Raw genomic sequence first — 18,944 nt, 5'->3', positions numbered from 1 at the left:
GTTATTCGCCGAACAGGCTGCCAGCGCGCTTGACCTCTGCCTTGCCAGCATCTTCGAGCAAGGACTTGGTGCCTGAGGTCACGTTGCGGGCGGCATCGGCATTGGACTGGATCACGTCGGTGCGTGCGGCGCTGTCGCGCAGTTCGGCATCGATGTAATCGTTGGCGCGGGCGACCTTGGCTTTTTTCGCTTGCAAGGCCAGGCGGCGCTCTTCCAGCTCCAATGCGCGCAATTCGTCTTCATAGCCTTCTTCACGGGCCTGCACGCGCTTGCGCTCAGCCGCCTGTGCCTGCTGCTGTTCAGCCGCGCGCTGGGCGGCGGCACGCTGGGCGGCGGCGCGCTGCTGGCGGGCGGCTGCTTCGCGGGCATCGGCACGCCGCTGGGCCGCTTCGGCCTGGCGCAGGCGTTCGGTTTGCGCTGCGGCTTCAGCCTGTTTGGTCTGTTGTTCGATTTGATACAGCTGATCGAACTGACCGGCCATGGCGGTAGCGGCAGACAGTGCGAGGGCGGTGCCCAGAACAATAGATTTCATGCCTGCCGACCTCAGCTCTTCTTCGGTTCTGGGCAGGTGGCATTTGGTTGAATGCGGGTTTCGTTGGCCATGGTCATGACCATGAGGGAAATACCACCCACCTCGAAGTCGCATGGACGGCCAACCTGGGCCGAGGTGTAGATCTTGCCGTTTTCCTGGTAACCGATCAGCACGCCTGGCACCAGGGAGGTGTCGCTGACCAGCGAGCCTGCCATAGCACCACCGGCACCACCGGCGACGCCGCCGACGATAGCGGTGTCCTTGTTGTGGCCTGCGCCCAATGCTGCACCACCCAAAGCGCCCAGAACACCACCGACCATCATCGCGGCTTTCTTGTTCTTCTCGTTGCTGACTTTGATCTTGGTCGGAGAAACCGTGAGGATCTTCACGGTCTTGGCCTCTTGCTGAGTGTTCACCTGGCTGGCGTCAAACACATCTGATTGGTACTGCTCGCCGGTTGCCTGGCAACCTACGAGAACGGCGGCAACGGCCAATGGCAGACACTGTTTCAGCATTTTCATTCCCAAATTCCTTGGAGGGGTGTGAGTAACCTTGCAGCAGTCCATTTCTAATGGAGGCGTAATGCCATCATTTTAAGCGCAGAGTTTCGCTTCGGTAAAGCTGGTCGAATCAAGAAGTAAGGGGGTTAGCGCAAACAGGAATAACGCTGGAAGGGATGTATCAACCGGCCAGAAACGACAAAGCCCGCACAAGGCGGGCTTCGGTGATACATGGCGCACTCGGCGGGATTCGAACCCACGACCCCTGCCTTCGGAGGGCAGTACTCTATCCAGCTGAGCTACGAGTGCAACGGGGCGCAATGATACCCATCTCGTGGGGTTGCGTCCATCGCCTTGATCTGTAGCTGTTTTTGCCACAACGGCATGGTCGCGGAAAATATCCATATTCGAAAACGATATTTCTCACGTAACGCTTATGCGCTATCCTCTGGTCACAACTTGTTATAACAAGTCACGTCAGAGTGAAGAGAATCATGGCCGAATTGCTCCCCCTGTCCCCGGTACCGCTGTACAGCCAGCTCAAGGAGCTGCTGCGTGAGCGCATCCTCGACGGAACCTATCCGCCCCACAGCCGCATGCCCTCCGAAGCCGAGCTTGGCAAGGCCTTCGACGTCAGCCGCATCACTGTGCGCCAGGCCTTGGGCGATCTGCAGAAGGAGGGTCTGATCTTCAAGATCCATGGCAAAGGCACCTTCGTTGCCAAGCCCAAGGCGTTCCAGAACGTCACCACCCTGCAAGGCCTGGGCGAATCCATGAGCCAAATGGGTTACGAGGTGATCAACCGCCTGCGCAGCTTCCGTCATGTACCGGCCAGTGCACTGGTGGCCGAGCGTCTGCAGGTGGAGGAGGGCAGCTTGGTCACTGAGATCCGCCGGGTGCGGCTGATCAACCGTGAGCCGGTGTCGCTGGAACTGACCTGGCTGCCCAAGGCCGTTGGCGAAAAGCTCGAAAAGGCTGACCTGGTCACCCGCGACATCTTCCTGCTGCTGGAAAACGACTGTGGCATCGCCCTGGGCCACGCCGACCTGGCCATCGATGCAGTGCTGGCCGATGCCGACCTGACCCAGGCGCTGGAAGTGGAGGAGGGCTCGCCAATCATGCGCATCGAGCGTCTGACCCACGCCGCCGACGGCACGCCGCTGGACTTCGAACACCTCTACTACCGCGGCGATGCCTTCCAGTACCGCCTGCGCATCGACCGCCAGAAGGGAGCCAAGGCATGAGCATCGAGACCCGCGACTACGACATCATCGTCATCGGCGGCGGCACCGCAGGGCCTATGGCCGCGATCAAGGCCAAGGAACAGGACAAGTCCTTGCGCGTGCTGCTGCTGGACAAAGCCAACGTCAAGCGCAGCGGTGCCATCAGCATGGGCATGGACGGCCTGAACAACGCGATCATTCCAGGCCACGCCACGCCCGAGCAGTACACCAAGGAAATCACCGTAGCCAACGACGGTATCGTCAATCAGGCCGCTGTGTATGCCTACGCCACCCACAGCTTCGAAACCCTCGAGCAACTGGACCGCTGGGGCGTGAAGTTCGAGAAGGACGAGACCGGCGACTACGCGGTGAAGAAGGTCCACCACATGGGGGCTTACGTGCTTCCCATGCCCGAGGGCCACGACATCAAGAAGGTCCTCTATCGCCAACTCAAACGCGCGCGGGTCGAGATCACCAATCGCATGGTCTGCACCCGCGTGCTGCTCGATGGCGAAGGTGCCGCTGCCGGGGTCATGGGCTTCGATTGCCGCAGCGCAGAGTTCCAGGTGATCCGCGCCAAGGCGGTGATCCTCGCCTGTGGTGCGGCCGGACGGCTGGGCCTGCCCTCGTCGGGCTACCTGATGGGCACCTATGAGAACCCGACCAATGCCGGCGATGGCTACGCCATGGCCTATCACGCGGGGGCGGAGCTTGCGAATCTGGAGTGCTTCCAGATCAACCCGCTGATCAAGGACTACAACGGCCCGGCCTGCGCCTACGTCACCGGCCCCCTGGGTGGTTACACCGCCAACAGCAAGGGCGAGCGCTTCATCGAGTGCGACTACTGGAGCGGGCAGATGATGTGGGAGTTCCACCAGGAGCTCGAAGGCGGCAACGGTCCGGTGTTCCTCAAGCTCGATCACCTGGCCGAGGAGACCATCCAAAACATCGAAGAGATCCTGCACAGCAACGAGCGCCCCAGCCGTGGGCAGTTCCACGCCAACCGTGGCACCGATTACCGCCAGCACATGGTCGAGATGCACATCTCCGAGATCGGCTTCTGCTCCGGGCATTCAGCCTCTGGTGTGTGGGTCAACGAAAAGGCCGAAACCAGTGTTCGCGGCCTGTATGCCGCCGGTGACATGGCTGCAGTGCCGCACAACTACATGCTCGGCGCTTTCACCTATGGCTGGTTCGCTGGGGTCAACGCTGCCCGCTACGTCGCTGGGCGCCCCTTCGCCGAGGTGGACACGGCTCAGGTCGAGCGCGAGCGCGAACGGGTGTTCGCGCCTTTGCACCGCGAACACGGCCTGCCACCGGCCCAGGTCGAGTACAAGCTGCGGCGCATGGTCAACGACTATCTGCAGCCGCCGAAGGTGACCAAGAAGATGGAGATCGGCCTGGCCCGCTTTGCCGAGATCGAGCGTGACCTGTCGCAGATGAAGGCCAGCAACCCCCATGAGCTGATGCGTGCCATGGAAGTGAGCGTGATCCGCGACTGCGCCGAGATGGCCGCAAGGGCTTCGCTGTTCCGCGAGGAGAGCCGCTGGGGGCTGTATCACCATCGGGTGGATTTCCCGGAGCGCAACGATGGCGAGTGGTTCTGCCATTGCCACCTGAAGAAAGGCGAGGACGGCCAGATGACCAGCTTCAAGAAACCCATCGAGCCCTACCTGATTGCCCTGGATGCCCAAGAGCAGACTGCCTATGACCGGCTGCGGGTCAAAGCCGACGCTGCCTAGGCATCGACGAACCCAGTGGGAGCGGCTTTGCCCGCGAACAAGGCACCGCCGGGCAAGACCTTGCCCCCGCAGGACGGTGCAGAGGCTCAACGAACCCCGAGGACTCCGTGAAATGGCCTACCAACCCCAAGAGATTTTCTTTCGCAGCAACGCCCCGGTCACCATCGACGAAGACAAATGCATCGCCGAGAAAGGCTGCACCGTCTGCGTCGAGGTCTGCCCCATGGACCTGCTGGCCATCAACCCGGCGACCCAGAAGGCCTACATGGCCTTCGACGAATGCTGGTACTGCATGCCGTGCGAGAAAGACTGCCCGACCGGCGCGGTGAAGGTGGACATTCCCTACCTGCTGCGCTGAACCACGCCACACGCCATCCGGCCCACCACCGGACGCCCATTCGAAATGCCCCCTCGTTTCCCACCACCGCGCCAGGTGGCGGAGACGACGCCAACACCTAAAAACGATTCGAGGGGAAACACCATGCGCCTTGCAGCAACCGTGGCCGGCCTCGCGCTGGCAACCATTGGCCTGAATGCCAACGCCGAAACCATCCGCATCGCCATCGGCACCCAGGACACCACCATCAACTGCGCCACTGGTGGCCTGCTGATCCGTGAGCTGGGCCTGCTGGAGAAGTACCTGCCCCATGACGGCAAGTACAAGGACGCGACCTACCAGGTCGAGTGGAAGAACTTCACCAGTGGCGCGCCGCTGACCAACGAAATGGTCGCGGGCAAGCTGGACTTCGGCGCCATGGCCGACTTCCCCGGCTCGTTCAATGGCGTCGCGCATCTGGATGCTGGCAAGCGCAGCCTGTTCATCAGTGTGCTGTCCGGCAGCGTACAGGGCAGCGGCAACGGCATCGTGGTGCCGGCGGCGTCGACCGTGCAGGCGCTCTCCGAACTCAAGGGCAAGACCATCTCGGTGCCGTTCGCCTCCACCGCCCATGGCATGCTGCTGCGCGCCGTCGCCGCCCAGGGCTGGGACCCGCAAAAAGACGTGCGCATCATCGCCCAGGCCCCAGAGATCGCAGGCTCGGCGTTGCGCAGCAACCGCATCGAGGCGCACGCCGACTTCGTGCCCTTCGCCGAGCTGTTCCCCAACCGTGGTTTCGCCCGCAAGATCTACGACGGCGCCCAGGCCAACGCACCGACCTTCCATGGCGCCCTGGTCGATGCCGACTATGCCAAGCAGTACCCAGAAGTGGTCACCGCCTACCTGCGCGCCAGCCTCGAAGCCGACCGTCTGATCGCCGCCGAGCCCGAGAAGTACAGCGAGCTGATCGAGAAGGTCACTGGCATCGAAGCCGAGGTGAACTACCTGTTCCACGGCCCGCTGGGCCTGCAGACCCGCGACCTGACCTGGAAACCTGAGTACCGCCAGGCCGTGGCCACATCCATCGATACCCTCAAGCTACTGAAGAAGACCGACCGAGGCCTGGACACCGCCCAGTTCATCGACGATCAGTACATCCGCGCCGCCTTCAAGCAGGCTGGCCTGGACTACGACAAGGCGCTGAAGAACTACGCTCCACTGCCGCTCAGTGCCACCGATGCGCTGACTGGCCAGCCGATCAAAGATTTCAGCCGCCTGGCGCAGATCTGGGTGCGCGGCGAAGACAAGGTCCGCCACTACGCCTCGCCAGAGGCCGCCCTCGGCGCCCTGGCGCAACTGGAACAGGAGGGCAAGGACATCCGCGCGATCTACGCCCAGGCCGCCGACAGCGGCATCAAGCTGCTGGCCAACCAGGCCTGGTTCGTGCGCAACGCCAAGGGCGAGCTGGCGGCCTTCCTGCTCAAGGACCAGGCCGAACAGTACGCCAAAGCCCACGGCGGTGAGGCGCTGGACTTCGTCAGTGCCAACCGCAAGCTGCTCGCCCAGCGCTGATCCGGAGGCAATGTCATGACCCGCGACCTCACGCGCTGGCCGCTGCGCCTGGCGTCCTTGCTGGCCTGCCTGCTTTTCTGGCAGGTGGCGGCCAGCCAGAAGTTGGACCTTGGCCTGTTCACGTTCACCTATGTGCCCACGCCGAGTGCCGTGCTCGAGGCCGCCTGGCAGCTGTTGGCATCGAGCGCCTTGCTGGCGCATGTGTCCAGCAGCCTGGCGCGGGTATTCGCCGGTTATCTGGCCGCCGCAGTGTTGGGTGTCGCGCTAGGGCTGTTGATCGGTCGCTCGACGTGGGCCGAGGACACCCTGTTGCCACCGCTGGAAGTGCTGCGGCCGATTCCGGCGGTGGCCTGGATTCCGCTGGCGATCCTGATGTTTCCGTCGTCTGAGCTGTCGATGGTGTTCATCACCTTCACCGGCGCGCTGTTTCCCATCCTGCTCAATACCGTGCACGGCGCAGAGGCGGTCGACCCGCGCCTGGTGGCCTCGGCGCGCAGCCTAGGCGCAGGACGCGGCGCGATCCTGCGTGAGGTGGTATTGCCGGGCGCGCTGCCGAGCATCGTCACCGGGCTGGCCATCGGCATGGGCACGTCGTGGTTTTGCCTGGTCACCGCCGAGATGATCTCCGGACAGTTCGGCATCGGCTATTACACCTGGGAGTCCTACACCTTGCAGAACTACCCGGACATCATCGTCGGCATGCTGTTGATCGGCGTGCTGGGCATGGGCAGCAGCACCCTGGTCAAGCGCCTGGGCGCGCTGGCCACTCCCTGGTACCGCGCGCGGAGGGCAGCCTGATGAACAGCTATCGACAGGCGCCGCAGGCCGGACGCATCGAGGCGCATGGCGTGTCGATCCGCCTGGGCCAGGGGCGCGATGCCTTCGAGGCGGTGCAAACCCTGGACTTTGCCGTCGCTCCAGGCGAGTTCGTGTGCATCCTCGGGCCTTCGGGCTGTGGCAAATCAACCCTGCTCGGCGCCTTAGCCGGCCACCTGGCGCCCAGCGCCGGGCGGCTCGAGGTCGATGGCCAGGCAGTCGAAGGCCCTTCGCCCCAGCGCGGCATGGTGTTCCAGCACCACACCTTGCTGCCCTGGCGCAGCGTGCTCGACAACGTCGCCTTCGGCCTGAAGATGCAGGGCGTGGGCAAGGCCGAGCGCCAGCGCCGCGCCCAGGACATGTTGCAACGGGTGGGGCTCGCCGACTTCGCCGAGCGCTGGCCGAGCCAGCTTTCCGGCGGCATGCAGCAACGCGCCGAAATCGCCCGCGTGCTGATCAACCGCCCACATCTGCTGTTGATGGACGAACCCTTCGGCGCGCTCGATGCCCAGACCCGCTCGCGCATGCAAGAGCTGTTGCTGGAGGTCTGGAGTGGCATTCGCACCACCGTGGTGTTCGTCACCCATGACATCGACGAGGCGCTGTTCCTCGCCGATCGCATCCTGGTGATGAGCCCGCGACCCGGACGCTTCATCGAGGACCTGCCACTGAGCTTCCCGCGGCCACGTCGCGCAAGCCTTTTGACAAGCCCCGAATTCACCCATCTCAAGCGCCATTGCCTGGCGCTGCTGCGCCACGAAGAAGGCCGCGAACTGCCGCGCCTGACCCCGCTGGGCCTGCCCGGCACCGATCATCCACCGCTGCGGATAGCCCTATGACCGAACGAATCACTGATAACCCTGACATCCTCCCGCTGCTGCCACGCCTGGCCGATGCCGATGCTGGCGTGCGGCGTATCGCCCTGATCGAACTGGCCGACCTGGAAGACCCGGACGGCCTGCCCTGGCTGACCGATGCCCTGCTGGTCGATCCGCATGTCGAGGTCCGCGCCGAAGCCGCGCGCCTGCTGGAAGCCTGGGAAGAGCCCGAAGTGGTGCAGGCGTTGTGTGCCGCCTTGGCCGATGTCGCCGAGCCGGTGCGCCTGGCGGCGGCCCAGAGTCTGAGCGAACTCAAGTCCCTGGAGGCGGGCACGCTCATCCTGCCGTGGGCCAGTCATGCCGACGCGTTCGTTCGCGCCAGTGCCTTGCGGGCATTGCGTGAGCTGCGCCTGGAGGACGCTGCAGGCCCTGCGCTGCTGGCCCTCGATGACGCCGACGCTTCGGTGCGTCGAGAGGCCGTGGGCATCCTCGGCTGGCTCAAGCATGCCCCCGCCTTGCCGGCGCTGGCGCGGCTGGCCGGGGAAGAGACTGACACCGAAGTTCGCCGTGCTGCCATCGGCGCTCTGGGCCTGGCCCGCGATACCAGCGTGCTGCCGGCATTGGTCGCAGCGCTAAGGGACGAGGCCTGGCAAGTACGCGAAGAAGCTGCCACCACGCTGGGCAAGGTCGGATTGGGCGCTGCCGGGCCTGCATTGATCGCGGCCTTGGACGACAGCTACTGGCAGGTGCGCCTGCGTGCGGCACGGGCGTTGGGCCGCCTGCGCCATGGCGAGGCGTTGGATGCCCTGGCCCAGCTGCTCGGGCATGCCATCGCCAATCTGCGCAAAGAGGCAGCGCTGGCCCTGGGCGAGTTGGGCCAGGCCCGGGCGTTGCCAGCGCTGCAGGCCGCCGAGGCCGATGGCGACCCCGAGGTGCGCAAGGCCGTGCGCATTGCCCTGGCGCAACTGCAAGGGGCGGCGTGATGAACGCGCCCCAGTCGCTGCGCAACCTGCATGGGCGAGGCGAATTGGCCGTGCACTGGCCCGATGCGTTGCAGATCGTCAGCCATGCCCGCCTGCGCGGCGCCTGCCCCTGCTCGCAATGCCGCGCGGCGAAGTTGCGCGGTGGCATCGCCGTGGTACGTGAGGATGTGCGTGTAGAGCGGATCGAGGTGCAGGGGTATGGCGTGCAGCTGGTGTTCAGCGATGGGCATGAGCGCGGGATCTTCCCTTGGGCATACCTGCGGGACCTAGGGTGAGGTTGCCGGCGCGTTCGCGGGTAACTCGCTCGTATTTGGTCCGTGCGGGCGCTGTAGCGGAGTCACCCGCGAACACGCCGTGACTCACAGCGCGATCAATTCCGGCCGCAGCCCTTCCACGCGCGCTGCCGCTGGTTTCAGATAACCGCCATCGCCTGTGATCTGATGCAACACCTTCTCGCGCAGATGGTGCAGCGCCACGCCGGTGCGCTGGCGCGGATGCGGCAGGTCGATATCCACCACTGACTTGATCCGCCCCGGTCGCGGCTCCAGCACCACTACCCGGTCAGCCAGGTACGTCGCCTCCTCGGCATCATGGGTGACCAGCAAAGTGGTGATGCCTGAGCGCTCGCGAATCGCCAGCAGCTCGTCCTGTAATTGCTGGCGGGTCAGGGCATCGAGGGCGCCGAAGGGTTCGTCCAGCAGCAGGATGCGTGGGCTGGCGACCAGTCCGCGGGCGATTGCCACGCGTTGGGCCATGCCGCCGGAGAGCTGGTGCGGGTAGGCCGACTCGAACCCTGCCAGCCCCACCAGTTGCACGAACTCATGGACCCGACGTGCCCGCTCACCTTGGGTGAGCGGCTCGTTGACCAGGCCCAAGGCAATGTTCTGCTGCACCGTCAGCCACGGAAACAGCCGGTGCTCCTGGAATACGATGCCGCGTTCGCCACCGATGCCGCTGACCGGCTGGCCATCGACGCGGATGCTGCCGCTGTAGTCGGTGTCCAGCCCCACCAGCAGGCGCAGCAGGGTGGACTTGCCGCAGCCGGAGGCGCCGACGATGGCGATGAACTCGCCCTCGTTGATCGCCAGGTTGAAATTACGGATGGCCTCGAACGGCTGACCATCGACACTGAAGACTTTGCCGACGCCGTCGAAGCTGACCAGCGGCGGCGTGGTGTCGGGTTGATTGGCCGCGTGCAGGGCCGAGGTGTTGAAAGCGTTCATGCGGTTCTCCAGCGCGTGGCGCGCGATTCGAGGCGTTGTCCAAGGGTGCCCAGCAGAGCGCCGACCAGGCCGATCAAGACCATGGCCGCCATGACCTGGTCCATGCGAAACAGTTGCTGCGCGCCGAGCATCAGGCTGGCGATACCGCCATCGGAGGGCATGAAGTATTCGGCGCCGATGGTGCCCAGCCACGCGTAGATCAGCGACAGGCGCAGGCCGGCGAAAATCGCCGGCGCCGCCCCGGGCAGCACCAGCAGACGCAGGCGTCGTGGCAGGCTCAGGCGCAAGACGCGAGCCGCCTCGCCCAATTGCGGCGAGAGGCTGGCGATGCCGCGCTGGGTGGCGATGAACAGCGGAAAGAACGCCGCCAGGCCCACGAACACGGCCTTGGCCTCTTCACCCAGGCCGAACCAAGCCGTGAGCAGCGGCACCCAGGCGAACAGCGCCACCTGGCGCAGCGCCGACAGGCTTGGTCCGAGCATGCGCTCGGCCGGTTGCGACAGGCCGAGCAGGACACCCAGGGCAAAACCCGCGCCGCCGCCGAACAACAGCCCGACAAGGGTGCGCTGCAGGCTCAGGTAGAGGGCCTCGGGCAGTGAGCCGTCCGCCAGCCCCGCCAGCAGGCTGCGCAGGACTTCCCAAGGTGAAGTGAGAATGTTGCCGTCGACCCAGCCGAAGCTGTTGGCGGCCTGCCATAACGCCAGCAGCGCAACCGGCAGCAACAGACCTTGCCAGGCGGATGCGTGGGCGCTGCGTTGTTGCTCACCGGTTGCCGGTTGCGGCCAATACAGCAGGCGCCGCTCCAGTGCCGAGAAACCGCGGTCCATGAAGGCGCCGACCAAGCCGATCACCAGGATGCACAGGAACACCAGATCAAGCATGAACAGCTGCCGACCCCAGACCATCAGGTAGCCGATCCCTTCGCTGGAGGCCAGCAGTTCCACGGCCAGCAGCGAGGTCCAGCCCGTGGCCAGGGCCAGGCGTATACCGGTCAGGAAGGCCGGCAGGGCGGCGGGCAGCAGCAGGCGCAGGAATAGCAGGTGTGTCGGCAAACGTAGCGCAGCGGCGGCTTCGCGCAGTTTGGGCTGGGCATCGCGTACGCCGACCAAGGTATGCAGGGCCACCGGCACGATCACCGCCTTGATCAGCACCACCAGCTTGAGCATTTCACCGATACCGAAGAACAGCATGAACAGTGGGATCCATGCCAGCGTGGGGATCTGTGCCAAGGCCACGAAGGTCGGCAATACCCAGGCCTGAGCCCTGCGTGAGGCGCCCAGCCAGGTGCCCAGCAGCAGGCCACTGGCGATGCCGGCGAGCAGGCCGAGCAGCAGGCGTTGCAGGCTTATCCACAGGTGGCTCCAGAGCTCACCGGAGCCGAATTCCAGCGCGCTCTGCCAGACCACCGACGGGGCTGGCAGGATCTGCTCGCTCATCCAGTGCCAATGGCTGGCGATGACCCATAGCGCCGCCACCCCCAATGGCACCAACCATGGCAGCAGAGGTTCCTGTAAGCGGCCCTGTGTCGCGAAAGGGGGGCGCAGCGGCCCCAGAAGGCCTTGTCCACGCTTGCTCAAAACCTCGCTCATCCAGGCACCTCTTGAATCATTCCTTGGTTATGCGCTTATGGAATTAAAAATTCATAAGTACGTTCATCAAAGGATAAGAACATGTCTTCAAGACGCCACGAAAGCCCTGCGCCGTTGCGTTTTCCTCATATTTTCCATGCGTTTTCCGCAAGCCGTCCGGCAGCGCCCGTGACGCTTGGGTTATGACTTTTGGTTACTAAAAAATGAAGTTTTGGTCTTTGTGGGTTTTAACTCGCCCGGCCTAGCTTCTGGCCAAAGCGCCGGCCATCGCCGGTGGCAGCCTGCCAAGGAGCCTGGTCATGAAAATCCCATTCCGACGTTTGTTCAGTACGTTCGCCTCGCCGCTGTTGGCGGGCCTGCTGGCGGCCAGCGTGCTGAGCGCTCAAGCGGCCCAGGCGGACGCACCCCATAGCATCCGCATTGCCGTGCCGGACCTCAGTGCCGGCAGCCAGCCCAGCGCGGGCGGGGTGGTGGATGTGCTGCGTAGCCAGCAATTGCTGGAGCAGGAGTTTGCCAAGGACGGCATCCACATCGACTGGCGCTTCTTCAAAGGCGCGGGGCCGGTGATCAACGAAGCCCTGGCCAACGGCCAGGCCGATTTTGCCTACCTGGGCGACCTGGCCGCGATCATCGGCAAGGCCAACGGCCTCGACACCCGGGTACTGTCTGCCGGCGTGCGCGGGGTGAAGAGCTATCTGGCCGTAGTTCCAGGCTCTGGTATCCACAGCCTGCAGGATCTCAAAGGCAAGCGCGTGGCTGTGTTCCGCGGTACCGCCAACCAGCTGTCGTTCGCCAGCGCCCTGGCCAGCCAAGGGCTGTCCGAGCGTGACCTGAAGATCATCAACCTGGATTTCAACGCCGCCAATGCTGCCATCGCGGCCAAGCAGATCGACGCCACTTGGGGCCTGTCGACCCTGTTGTCCCTGCGCGAACGGGGGGTGGTGGAGCTACCGGTGAACTCCCGCGACCTCAAGGGGGCGGGTAGCACCCAGGCGGTACTGCTGGGCACCGGGGCCTTCATCGACCAGCACCCGGACCTGGTGGCGCGCCTGGTCACGGCCCAACAGAAGGCGGTGAAGTGGCTGCGCGATGAGAACAACCGCAAGGCTTATGTGGACCTGGTCGCCAGCACCGCCAACTACCCCCGGGTGATCCTCGAAGGCGACCTGGCCCAGGAGAACCTCGCCCATTACTTCGACCCACGCCTGGACGCCGAATTTGTCGGCCTGCTGCAGCAGGGTGTGGACCTGGCTGCCAAGGAGCGTTTGATCCGCCGTGGCTTCCAGGTGAGCGACTGGATCGAACCGCGTTTTCTCGATGCCGCCCTACAGCAGGACCAAGCCGTCCAGGCCGCCCGCTGAAACCCCTATCCATCCCCATCGCAAGGACATGACCATGAGCAATGCCGCACTGGCCCGCGCGCCACACACCGCTGCACTCGACATCCATCCGATCGCCGGGCGCATCGGCGCCGAGATTCGCGGCGTGACATTGTCCGCCGACTTGGACGCCGCCACCATCGACGCCATTCAGGCGGCCCTGGTCCAATACAAGGTGATTTTCTTCCGCAACCAGACGCAGTTGGACGACCAGAGCCAGGAGGCCTTCGCCAAACGTCTTGGCGAGCCGATCGCCCATCCCACCGTGCCGGTGGTCGACGGCACGAACTACCTGCTGCAGCTCGATGGTGCCGAAGGTCAACGGGCCAATTCCTGGCACACCGATGTGACCTTCGTCGAAGCCTACCCCAAGGCTTCTATCTTGCGCAGTGTGGTGGCGCCGGCCTTTGGTGGCGACACTGTCTGGGCCAACACCGCAGCGGCTTACCAAAGCCTGCCCGAGCCGCTGCGCGAGCTTGCCGACAAGCTCTGGGCGGTGCACAGCAACGAATACGACTATGCCGGTACCAAGCCCGATGTGGACCCGGCCAAGCTTGAGCGTTATCGCCAGGTGTTCACTTCCACGGTGTACGAGACCGAACATCCAGTGGTGCGGGTGCATCCGATCAGTGGTGAAAGAGCCTTGCAGCTGGGGCATTTCGTCAAGCGCATCAAAGGTTATTCACAGGCGGACTCGGCGCACCTGTTCAATCTGCTGCAAGGGCATGTGACGCGCCTGGAAAATACCGTTCGCTGGCGCTGGCAGGCCGGTGACGTGGCCATTTGGGACAATCGCGCGACCCAGCATTACGCGGTGGACGATTACGGCACCCAGCCGCGCATCGTGCGTCGGGTGACATTGGGCGGGGAGGTGCCGGTGGGTGTGGACGGACAGCAGAGCCGGACCCTTCGCAAGGGCTGATCTATTGCAGGCCTGTGCCGCCATCGCGGAATCGAAGAGACAACTAGGTGGGCTGCTTGCGCTGGCGCTATTCGCGGATAAACCCGCTCCTACAAGGGGCGGTGTTTCTTGTGGGAGCGGGTTCACCCGCGAAGCAGGCGGCGCGGTGCAATGGCACCATACTGCCCGGTCATGACTCGCTGTCACAGGCAATCAACTGCCTCACCAATCCCTGGGCCAACGCCGACAGTCCATACCCCACGCGGCTCACCACGCCATAGCGGGTGTAGAACGCCTCTTCATGCTCCGGCGCAAGGTCGGCGAGCGTGAGCGCTACCAACCCGCCTTCTCGTTGATAGGGCCGCAGATTGGCATTGCAGGCAATGCCGATGGTGTCCGATTGCTGCACCACGTTGAGCAGCGCATAGCCGTGTTCACACTCCACGCTGGGCAAGAAATCCTGGCGGCCGCTCAGGTCGCTCAGCACCTTGCGGATGTTCGGCGGGCGGAAGGTCGTGGCCAGCGGGTAGTCGAACAGATCACGCGCACGGACCTCGGCGCGCTCGCTCAACGGGTGCCCGGCGCGGCAGCAGAAATGCCAGCGCTGAGGCTTGAGCTTGTGCACTTGGTAGTCCGGATCGGCTTCGAACTGACGGGTGTCTGCAACGAAAAACTCGATCTCCTCGGCTACCAGCCGGCGGTTCAGTGCCTGCCAGTTATCCACCTGAAAGCAGGTGCGCGCAGCGGGGTACTCGGCCACGAAACGCGCCACCGCTCTTGGAACCAGCCCGCCTGCCGGTGCCGGCCCGGAGCCGAACCGCACGACACCCGTGGTGGCGCCATTGAACTGGTTGATTTCATTGGCCAGGTGATGGGCTCCATGCACCAGGCGGCGCGAGTGCTCCAGCACCAGCAGGCCTTGCCGGGTAGGGGACAAATCCTTGCTGGCGCGATCGACCAGGCGGCAGCCGACGTTGTGCTCGAGCGTCTGGATGCTCCGGCTGAAGGCCGATTGCGACAGGTTCACCGCAGCCGCCGCAGCGACGAAGCTGCGGTGATCGACCAAGGCGATGAAGTGACGAAGCTGACGGAGATCTATATGCATTTTCTACATGAAAACTTTCGGTGAAATGCAATTGCTGACAAGGGTTACGAACCTTATAAAGGGAGTCACTTATTCCACAAAATATGAATTAAAAATATTTATATCTCTTAAAAGAATATAGCCCGACTGTCCGCGATTCGGTTCCGCCAACGGAAATGCTCGCCCCAGGGCCCATGCCTCAAGGAGCATTTGCATGTCCCGACTTCCCCGATGGCCGGCGTGCGCGTCGCTGTTCACCTTGCAACCCTTGGCCGCAGGCGTGCTACTGGCTGTCGCCGGCACCAGCCTGCCTAGCCTTGCCGAAGAGACCGTCGTTGCCACGCCAGTGCCCGAGCAGCAAGCCACCCTCGGCACTGTCACGGTCAATGCTCGACGCCGCGAGGAAAGCGCCCAGAGCGTCCCCACGCCGATCAGTGTGCTCGACAGCGAGACCCTGGAGACCCAGCGCATTTACCGTGTGCAGGATCTGCAACAGCTGGTACCCAGCACCAACGTCGCCTATGTCCATGCCCGCCAGTCGAGCATCTCGATCCGCGGCCTGGGCAACAACCCGGCCAGCGATGGCCTCGAAGGCAGCGTGGGTATCTACCTGGACAACGTCTATCTGGGTCGCCCTGGCATGGCCGTGTTCGACCTGCTGGATGTCGAGCAGCTCGAAGTGCTGCGCGGCCCGCAAGGCACGCTGTTCGGCAAGAACACAACCGCCGGGGTGCTCAACATCACCACCCGCAAACCGACGTTCCACCGCGAAGGCAGCATCCAGTCGTCACTGGGCGAGGATGGTTACTGGCAGACCCAGGGCAGTTTTTCCGGGCCGATCAGCGAAACCCTGGCCGGGCGCATCAGCGCTTACCACACCGAGGACGATGGCTACGTGAAGAACGTCTACAACGGCCACGACCTCAACGGCGGCAAGCGCCAGGGTTTTCGGACCCAGTTGCTGTTCGAGCCGAGCGAGACCTTCAACTTGCGCTGGATCGGTGAGTACAACGAAGAGGACTCCGACAACGGCGTATTGGCGCTCTACAGCACCGGCCCGACCATCAACGGTGTCAATCGCTACGAAAGCCTGGCGGCCCAAGCCGGCGCTACGCTGGTGTCGGGCAAGGATCGCAAGGTCAACTTCGACGCCGACCAGCAGGTGACGGTGTTCCAGGGCGGCACTTCGGTGGAGGCCAACTGGACCTTGCCCAACGACTTCACCCTGACCTCCATCACCGCTTACCGCTGGTGGGACTTCACCCCGCGCAACGACGATGGCCTGAACGTGCCGGTCTACCGCAACGTCGGGGTGTCGGTGCGCGACAAGCAGTATTCCCAGGAGATCCGCCTGGCATCGCCCACCGGCGGCTTCTTCGACTATGTGCTCGGCGCCTATTACTTCAAGCAGGACCTGGATAACCAATCGTTCTCCTACTACGGCCCCCAGGCCGATATCTGGAGCGGCACGCCCCCAGGCGCGCTGGCCAACGTCACCAGCCTGGGTGACGGGCACATCGACACTGACAGCTATGCGTTGTTCGCTCAGGGCACCTGGCACCTGACCGACCGCCTGGACTTCACAGCCGGGGTGCGCGGCACCTATGAAGAAAAAAGCGCCTGGGTCACCCGGGATGCGCCTGTCGGCGGCGCAGCGGTCACCGGCGGTGCGGCTGCGGCGCGCAATGGTCGGGCCGGTGCCTACGACTCGGGCGATCTGAACCAGTACAGCTTCAGCCCCTCCGGCCTGCTGAGCCTGAGCTACCGCTTCAACGAGCAGGTGCTCGGCTATGCGAGCCTCAGCCATGGCGAAAAGTCCGGCGGCATCAATCTCACCGTGGGGGCAGCGCCGCGCCTGGGCACCGACTCGTTGCTGGTGGGCACCGAGCGGGTCAACAACGCCGAGCTGGGGGTCAAGAGCACGCTGCTGGACAACCGCCTGCAGCTCAACGCCAACCTGTTCTGGGCCGAGGTGCATGGCTACCAGGCCAACGTCTACGACGAAGCCAACCGCGTGCAGTACCTGGCCAACGCCGGCAATGTCCGCTCCCGTGGCCTGGAGTTCGAGGCCACGGCGCTGCCGGTGCGCGGCCTTACGCTCAACTTCAACGGCTCGTGGAACGATGTGCGCTACACCGAGTACGACGACGCCCCGTGCCCGCCGGAGGTGGGTCTGGCCAACCCCGGCGCGACCTGCGACCTCAGTGGCCATCAGGTGGTCGGCGCCTCCAAGTACATCGCCAACCTCAACGGCCAGTACAAGTGGCAATTGGCCGAGCGCATCGAGCCCTACGTCACCGCCAGCTACGCCTTCCGCTCCCGCGCGGTGGGCACCATCGACGATTCCGACTACGGCCAGATCCCCAGCTACGCCATCGTCAATCTCTCTACCGGCGTGCGCCTGGACCAGGGCGACGGCGTGCTCGACCTGTCGCTGTGGGTGAAGAACGCCGGCGACAAGACCTACTTCACCAGCCTGTGGAACGCCGCCAACGGTGGCTATTCCGGTGTGCTCGGCACCCCGCGCACCGTGGGTGCAACCGCCCGTTACGACTTCTGAGAAAAGGAGCTTTGCCATGAATGCCAAGACCGAAACGCCCGCATTGCCCGAAGGCGCCTGCATTACCGCCAAGGTCCCGGATCACGACGAGGCCCTGCTTGGCGATGTCGTGGTCAACCCGTACCGCCTGGCGCCGCTGACCGCGATCATCCGCGACGGTGGCCGCACGCTCAGTGCTGTCCACGTTCGGGTGCTGGGCCGTGGCGAGCGCGGCGTGGACATCGCCTATGAGGTGTCTGACCGCTCTCTGTGGACCTACGGCGGGATCCCGGTGTTCGGCCTGTACCCGGACTACGTCAACCAAGTGGAAGTGACCTACAAGCTCGACGGCGAGCGCATCCGCGAGCGTTTCGAGATCTACGCCCCGGCCGTGCGTCTGCCGGTGGTGGCCAAGCAGACTGCGGCCCTGCCTGAGGTGGAGCCGGTCAAGGTGTCGCCAGGCTTCGAGAAGCGCCTGTACCTGTTCAACCATCTGCAAGGGGATATCCCCGGTGCGCGCGCCTTCAAGTGGAACGGCCTGGGTGGCGCCGCCGAGTGGGACCAGGTGGGCAACAACTGGATCGCCGACAGCAATGGCGATGTGCGCTGGTACCTGGACATCGAACAGATCCACGACTCCAACCGCCGCGACGGCCTGGGCGGGACCATGGGCTTCCAGCAGACCCGCGACGGCAAGCTGATCTGGGGCCAAGGCCAGACCTATTCCAAGTACGACCTGCTGGGCCGGCGCATCTGGCAGCGTAGCCTGCCGGACAAGTTCGCCGACTTCTCCCACGAGATCCGCGAAACCGTGAACGGCACCTACCTGTTGCGCGTGGGCACCAGCGATTATCGACGTCCGGACGGCAAGCGCGTGCGTTCGATCCGTGACCACATCATCGAAGTGAACGAGGCGGGCGATGTGCTGGACTTCTGGGACCTCAACCAGATCCTCGACCCGTACCGCGGCGACTTGCTCGAAACCCTGGGCAAGGCGGCGATCCAGCTGCCCGCAGACGTGGCGCGCCAGGACAGCACCCTGGCCAACGAGCTGGCCGAAGGCGACCTGCCATTCGGCGATGCTCCGGGCGTCGGCACTGGACGCAACTGGGCCCATGTCAACGCCATCGACTACGACCCGGCCGATGACAGCATCATCATCTCTGCCCGCCATCAGGGCGTGGTGAAGATCGGTCGCGACAAAACGGTGAAGTGGATCCTCGCCTCGCCGCAAGGATGGCCGGCACGCCTGCAAGACAAAGTGCTCAAACCTGTGGCGAGCGAGGACTTCGACTGGTCCTGGACCCAGCACACGGCCTGGCTGACCGGCCGCGGCACGCTGACCGTGTTCGACAACGGCTGGGGACGTGACTTCGCGCCGACCAAACTGTCGGGCAACTACAGCCGTGCGGTGGAGTACCGCATCGACGAAGCCAAGGGCACCGTCGAGCAGGTCTGGGCCTACGGCAAGGAGCGAGGCGATGAGTGGTACAGCCCGATCACCTCGGTGGTGGCCTACCGTCCGGAAACCGATACCCAGTTCATCTACTCGGCGTCGGTGGGTTTCCTCACGCCGGAAAAACTCACCACCTCGGTGCTCAACGAGGTGCGCAGCGGTACCCAGGAGGTTCTGGTGGAACTGAAAGTACACAGTCGCCAGCCGGGTAGCGTCGGCTACCGCGCACTGGTGATCGACCTCGACAACGCGTTCTGATCCTGCCGGGAGG

At 64.3% G+C, this 18,944-nt stretch carries 17 protein-coding genes and 1 tRNA gene; 12 read left to right on the top strand and 6 right to left on the bottom strand.

All coding sequences use genetic code 11. From position 1 onward, the window contains the following. Position 1 precedes the first annotated feature (1 nt). The 3 genes from DQ397_RS09075 to DQ397_RS09065 all read right to left on the bottom strand — a co-directional run bounded on the left by DQ397_RS09075 (position 2) and on the right by DQ397_RS09065 (position 1,341). Positions 2–532 carry a DUF5384 family protein gene (locus tag DQ397_RS09075; protein WP_043208212.1) on the bottom strand — a complete coding sequence of 177 codons (531 nt, stop codon included), beginning with the start codon at positions 530–532 and terminating at the stop codon, positions 2–4. Positions 533–543: 11 nt separating this feature from the next. After that, on the bottom strand, positions 544–1,053 hold the full coding sequence (locus tag DQ397_RS09070) for a hypothetical protein (protein WP_232092057.1): 510 nt from the start codon (positions 1,051–1,053) through the stop codon (positions 544–546). Between the two features lie 211 nt (positions 1,054–1,264). Then, positions 1,265–1,341, bottom strand: a tRNA-Arg gene (locus DQ397_RS09065). A 185-nt stretch (positions 1,342–1,526) separates the two neighbouring features. Between DQ397_RS09065 and DQ397_RS09060 the strand changes: the two genes are divergently transcribed. The 8 genes from DQ397_RS09060 (at position 1,527) to DQ397_RS09025 (ending at position 8,777) form a co-directional block, all read left to right on the top strand. Further along, positions 1,527–2,276 carry a GntR family transcriptional regulator gene (locus DQ397_RS09060; RefSeq protein ID WP_043208214.1) on the top strand — a complete coding sequence of 250 codons (750 nt, stop codon included), beginning with the start codon at positions 1,527–1,529 and terminating at the stop codon, positions 2,274–2,276. Next, on the top strand, positions 2,273–3,997 hold the full coding sequence (locus tag DQ397_RS09055; protein WP_043208217.1) for a fumarate reductase/succinate dehydrogenase flavoprotein subunit: 1,725 nt from the start codon (positions 2,273–2,275) through the stop codon (positions 3,995–3,997). The genes DQ397_RS09060 and DQ397_RS09055 overlap by 4 nt, the downstream gene beginning before the upstream one ends. A gap of 112 nt (positions 3,998–4,109) precedes the next feature. Further along, a complete protein-coding gene (locus DQ397_RS09050) occupies positions 4,110–4,355 on the top strand; it encodes a ferredoxin family protein (protein WP_043208219.1) in 246 nt (81 codons plus the stop codon). 123 nt (positions 4,356–4,478) lie between these two features. Beyond that, positions 4,479–5,885: an ABC transporter substrate-binding protein gene (locus DQ397_RS09045; protein WP_043208221.1), complete on the top strand. Its 1,407-nt coding sequence runs from the start codon at positions 4,479–4,481 to the stop codon at positions 5,883–5,885. 15 nt (positions 5,886–5,900) lie between these two features. Continuing rightward, positions 5,901–6,683 carry an ABC transporter permease gene (locus DQ397_RS09040; RefSeq protein ID WP_043208222.1) on the top strand — a complete coding sequence of 261 codons (783 nt, stop codon included), beginning with the start codon at positions 5,901–5,903 and terminating at the stop codon, positions 6,681–6,683. Beyond that, positions 6,683–7,540: an ABC transporter ATP-binding protein gene (locus tag DQ397_RS09035; protein ID WP_043208223.1), complete on the top strand. Its 858-nt coding sequence runs from the start codon at positions 6,683–6,685 to the stop codon at positions 7,538–7,540. The genes DQ397_RS09040 and DQ397_RS09035 overlap by 1 nt, the downstream gene beginning before the upstream one ends. Beyond that, complete coding sequence (locus tag DQ397_RS09030; RefSeq protein WP_043208225.1) at positions 7,537–8,502, top strand: HEAT repeat domain-containing protein; 966 nt, start codon at positions 7,537–7,539, stop codon at positions 8,500–8,502. Before DQ397_RS09035 ends, DQ397_RS09030 begins: the two co-directional genes overlap by 4 nt. Beyond that, entirely contained in the window at positions 8,502–8,777 is a 276-nt protein-coding gene (locus DQ397_RS09025) for a gamma-butyrobetaine hydroxylase-like domain-containing protein (RefSeq protein WP_043208227.1), read from the top strand. The genes DQ397_RS09030 and DQ397_RS09025 overlap by 1 nt, the downstream gene beginning before the upstream one ends. Before the next feature lie 84 nt (positions 8,778–8,861). On the opposite strand, the gene DQ397_RS09020 is transcribed toward DQ397_RS09025, so the two are convergent. Both DQ397_RS09020 and DQ397_RS09015 read right to left on the bottom strand, forming a co-directional pair. Then, positions 8,862–9,725 carry an ABC transporter ATP-binding protein gene (locus tag DQ397_RS09020; RefSeq protein ID WP_043208230.1) on the bottom strand — a complete coding sequence of 288 codons (864 nt, stop codon included), beginning with the start codon at positions 9,723–9,725 and terminating at the stop codon, positions 8,862–8,864. Continuing rightward, the gene (locus tag DQ397_RS09015; protein WP_080642062.1) at positions 9,722–11,314 is read right to left on the bottom strand and encodes an ABC transporter permease; all 1,593 of its coding nucleotides are present in this window, start codon (positions 11,312–11,314) and stop codon (positions 9,722–9,724) included. Before DQ397_RS09015 ends, DQ397_RS09020 begins: the two co-directional genes overlap by 4 nt. Before the next feature lie 299 nt (positions 11,315–11,613). Here DQ397_RS09015 and DQ397_RS09010 point away from each other — a divergent pair, with 299 nt between their 5' ends. Together DQ397_RS09010 and DQ397_RS09005 are read left to right on the top strand one after the other, a co-directional pair. Then, the gene (locus DQ397_RS09010) at positions 11,614–12,675 is read left to right on the top strand and encodes an ABC transporter substrate-binding protein (protein WP_043208232.1); all 1,062 of its coding nucleotides are present in this window, start codon (positions 11,614–11,616) and stop codon (positions 12,673–12,675) included. A gap of 34 nt (positions 12,676–12,709) precedes the next feature. Further along, on the top strand, positions 12,710–13,615 hold the full coding sequence (locus DQ397_RS09005; RefSeq protein ID WP_043208234.1) for a TauD/TfdA family dioxygenase: 906 nt from the start codon (positions 12,710–12,712) through the stop codon (positions 13,613–13,615). A 169-nt stretch (positions 13,616–13,784) separates the two neighbouring features. Here the strand turns inward: DQ397_RS09005 and DQ397_RS09000 are convergent, their stop codons facing one another. Then, positions 13,785–14,699 (bottom strand): LysR family transcriptional regulator, encoded by a 915-nt coding sequence (locus tag DQ397_RS09000; protein WP_043208237.1) that lies wholly within the window; start codon positions 14,697–14,699, stop codon positions 13,785–13,787. A 193-nt stretch (positions 14,700–14,892) separates the two neighbouring features. Here DQ397_RS09000 and DQ397_RS08995 point away from each other — a divergent pair, with 193 nt between their 5' ends. Both DQ397_RS08995 and DQ397_RS08990 read left to right on the top strand, forming a co-directional pair. Next, entirely contained in the window at positions 14,893–17,238 is a 2,346-nt protein-coding gene (locus DQ397_RS08995) for a TonB-dependent receptor (RefSeq protein ID WP_043208239.1), read from the top strand. A 16-nt stretch (positions 17,239–17,254) separates the two neighbouring features. After that, positions 17,255–18,931: an aryl-sulfate sulfotransferase gene (locus tag DQ397_RS08990; protein WP_043208242.1), complete on the top strand. Its 1,677-nt coding sequence runs from the start codon at positions 17,255–17,257 to the stop codon at positions 18,929–18,931. The last annotated feature ends 13 nt before the right edge of the window (positions 18,932–18,944 follow it).

The organism is Pseudomonas sp. CK-NBRI-02 (genome assembly GCF_008124495.1).
In the GTDB taxonomy this organism is placed as follows: domain Bacteria; phylum Pseudomonadota; class Gammaproteobacteria; order Pseudomonadales; family Pseudomonadaceae; genus Aquipseudomonas; species Aquipseudomonas guariconensis.
This window is presented reverse-complemented; position numbering and strand designations above follow the sequence as displayed.

Excerpts from the sequence above, each read along its gene's own strand:
- DQ397_RS09005 (WP_043208234.1), top strand. The coding sequence starts at position 12,710 with ATGAGCAATGCCGCACTGGCCCGCGCGCCACACACCGCTGCACTCGAC.
- DQ397_RS09035 (WP_043208223.1), top strand. The coding sequence starts at position 6,683 with ATGAACAGCTATCGACAGGCGCCGCAGGCCGGACGCATCGAGGCGCAT.
- DQ397_RS08990 (WP_043208242.1), top strand. The coding sequence starts at position 17,255 with ATGAATGCCAAGACCGAAACGCCCGCATTGCCCGAAGGCGCCTGCATT.
- DQ397_RS09010 (WP_043208232.1), top strand. The coding sequence starts at position 11,614 with ATGAAAATCCCATTCCGACGTTTGTTCAGTACGTTCGCCTCGCCGCTG.
- DQ397_RS09000 (WP_043208237.1), bottom strand. The coding sequence starts at position 14,699 with ATGCATATAGATCTCCGTCAGCTTCGTCACTTCATCGCCTTGGTCGAT.
- DQ397_RS09015 (WP_080642062.1), bottom strand. The coding sequence starts at position 11,314 with ATGAGCGAGGTTTTGAGCAAGCGTGGACAAGGCCTTCTGGGGCCGCTG.
- DQ397_RS09025 (WP_043208227.1), top strand. The coding sequence starts at position 8,502 with ATGAACGCGCCCCAGTCGCTGCGCAACCTGCATGGGCGAGGCGAATTG.
- DQ397_RS09060 (WP_043208214.1), top strand. The coding sequence starts at position 1,527 with ATGGCCGAATTGCTCCCCCTGTCCCCGGTACCGCTGTACAGCCAGCTC.
- DQ397_RS09040 (WP_043208222.1), top strand. The coding sequence starts at position 5,901 with ATGACCCGCGACCTCACGCGCTGGCCGCTGCGCCTGGCGTCCTTGCTG.
- DQ397_RS09055 (WP_043208217.1), top strand. The coding sequence starts at position 2,273 with ATGAGCATCGAGACCCGCGACTACGACATCATCGTCATCGGCGGCGGC.
- DQ397_RS09075 (WP_043208212.1), bottom strand. The coding sequence starts at position 532 with ATGAAATCTATTGTTCTGGGCACCGCCCTCGCACTGTCTGCCGCTACC.
- DQ397_RS09070 (WP_232092057.1), bottom strand. The coding sequence starts at position 1,053 with ATGAAAATGCTGAAACAGTGTCTGCCATTGGCCGTTGCCGCCGTTCTC.
- DQ397_RS09045 (WP_043208221.1), top strand. The coding sequence starts at position 4,479 with ATGCGCCTTGCAGCAACCGTGGCCGGCCTCGCGCTGGCAACCATTGGC.
- DQ397_RS08995 (WP_043208239.1), top strand. The coding sequence starts at position 14,893 with ATGTCCCGACTTCCCCGATGGCCGGCGTGCGCGTCGCTGTTCACCTTG.
- DQ397_RS09050 (WP_043208219.1), top strand. The coding sequence starts at position 4,110 with ATGGCCTACCAACCCCAAGAGATTTTCTTTCGCAGCAACGCCCCGGTC.
- DQ397_RS09020 (WP_043208230.1), bottom strand. The coding sequence starts at position 9,725 with ATGAACGCTTTCAACACCTCGGCCCTGCACGCGGCCAATCAACCCGAC.
- DQ397_RS09030 (WP_043208225.1), top strand. The coding sequence starts at position 7,537 with ATGACCGAACGAATCACTGATAACCCTGACATCCTCCCGCTGCTGCCA.